At 45.3% G+C, this 2,231-nt stretch carries 1 protein-coding gene and 1 pseudogene; one reads left to right on the forward strand and one right to left on the reverse strand.

What is annotated here, in order from left to right; genetic code table 11:
* Positions 1-840: pseudogene (locus BLO31_RS22865) on the reverse strand (IS5 family transposase); the annotation flags it as partial.
* Between the two features lie 355 nt (positions 841-1,195).
* Between BLO31_RS22865 and BLO31_RS22870 the strand changes: the two are divergent.
* On the forward strand, positions 1,196-1,600 hold the full coding sequence (locus tag BLO31_RS22870) for a hypothetical protein (RefSeq protein WP_084660005.1): 405 nt from the start codon (positions 1,196-1,198) through the stop codon (positions 1,598-1,600).
* Positions 1,601-2,231: the final 631 nt, after the last annotated feature.

Genomic DNA, 2,231 nt, shown 5'->3' on the forward strand with positions numbered 1-2,231 from the left:
TTGTGCGTTGTAATTTCGAAGCGTGAGTGAAGCACCTAGTCGTTGTTTTACGCGATACATCGCGGTCTCCGGCAATGGCCGCTTAGGGTAACCATACTTCTGTTTCCGCTTTTTGTTCGAGCCATAGCGCTTTTGGCAGCCAACTGCCAGATCACGTGGATGCCCTTTTTCCCAGAAAGCGGCACCTTCGCGCGGAGGGATTAAAGGTGTCGCGTTCTTAACCCTAATCGCTCTGTGACACTCTCTCGTATCGTATGCACCATCTCTCGAGATTTCCTTGATGGTTCGGCGTGTTTGTTTAAGTAGATTGGGGAGTACTTCCGCATCGGTCACACTTGAGAGTGTCAGCTCGCGGCGACAATTTCATGTGGTATCGGTATCAACCGAAAGAGGGAGTTTACGCCCGACTCGACGCTTGCCATCTGCACAATGCTTTTTCACTTTCCACTCACTCTTACTGAAGACTTTGAGCCCAAGTTGCATCATGGCTAGGCGTTGGATAGCGCCTCGTATTGAGGCTTTGAAATTAACGACTACATCCTTGTTTCGTCGGCTTATACAGGTATAGTGAGGACAAACCAATGGAACATTCGCCAATTTAAATACTGAATCTATAAAGCCTTGTAGCGCCCTTAAGGGCAGGGAAAAGATGCGCTTCACCATGAGAGCGGTCGTGATAGCTAAGTCACTAAACAATCGGGGTCTACCACGTCTATGCTGTTTAGGTGGTTTCCAGTCTGTTATTGCTTCTTCGTCAATCCAAAACGTGAGTGAACCTCGATTGACTAGAGAGTGGTTGTACTTGCGCCAGTTGGTGGTTTAATAGCGAGGCTTCGGCATGAAATCAAAGTCCGTAAATGCATGTCCTTGATCTGATCGTAAGATTTTGATTTAGTTCCATCGATTTCCGCAACAAAGCCGAGATGAATCTGAAATCCTGTCTACGGTGTTAGCCCTGACGAATCTCCACGAAGTGACTCAATAAATCAGACAGTTAGCCAAGAAATTAAAAAAAGGAACTAAGATAAGGAACATTCATGGTATTTGGTGATCAGATCAATCGCCAAACATCTCCAATCAGGCCAGAGGCCATGCTGTGAATGTACAACTAGTTTTATCTAAGTTTCTCTCAACTGTCACGCCTAACATGCATAAAATGGGTCGGCTCAGTCTTTTTTCTTCTATCCAAAGTGTTATGAGCGGCTCCGCTTTATCCGTTACTGCTCTCGGTCGTCAGATTAAAAGTCGTGCAAAAGAAAAACACCAAATAAACCGGGTAGACCGATTGTGTAGTAACCCCAACTTACACTATGAAATTGATGGAACTTACTGTCGCCTAGCCGCTCTTTTGGTGGGTCAGTTGTCTAGACCTATTATTCATGTGGACTGGTCTGATTTAGACCACCGAGGGGAACATTTTCTTATCCGAGCCTCTCTTGCCATCAAAGGTCGTTCACTGACGCTCTATGAGGAGGTTCATACGATTGAGACAAAAGAGAAACCTAAGTTACACCGCCTATTCATGAGAAAACTCAAACAAATTCTACCCATGTCTTGTCGTCCTATTATCATTACCGATGCAGGCTTTCGCATTCCTTGATTTAGGCTCATCTCATCGCTAGGCTGGGATTATGTTGGACGAGTTAGAAACCGAACGCTTTGTCAAAAAGAGGACTCGACTCACTGGAACCCTATCAAGTCTCTGTATGCTTTAGCAACAAGTAAGGCGAAGGAGTTGGGGGCTTATCAACTAGGAGAACTTCAGAAGTTTCCTACTCGAATGGTTGTGATATGGAGAAAAGCGAAAGGGCGCAAGGATAAAACTGCCAGCGGCCAAAGTAGTAGGAAAAACAGCCGATCTAGGGTATGTGCAAAGCGTGAAAAAGAACCATGCTTATGAGCCACATCGCTCTACTCCCAACGTTATTCATCAGCAACAATCGTCAAGTATAATGCGACCCGAATGCAAATAGAAGAAGCAATGCGTCCAATATAAATTCGTGGGGATCCCTCAGGTGTTAGCCCCTTTAACAAACGATGGCATCGCTGATCGGCTTTGTTGCGTAAATCGATGGAACTAAAGTCAAAGCTTACGATCTGATCGGCTACGTTCATTCAACTCTGTAGTCTTATGCCTCTAAACCACGTTACAAAACAAACATACAACCAAGCCTCATCAACCGCGGCTCTCTGACGTTTTGGATTGATGAAGAAGCGACAAGAGAGTGGAA

It is taken from the genome of Vibrio sonorensis (assembly GCF_001854765.1).
In the GTDB taxonomy this organism is placed as follows: domain Bacteria; phylum Pseudomonadota; class Gammaproteobacteria; order Enterobacterales; family Vibrionaceae; genus Vibrio; species Vibrio sonorensis.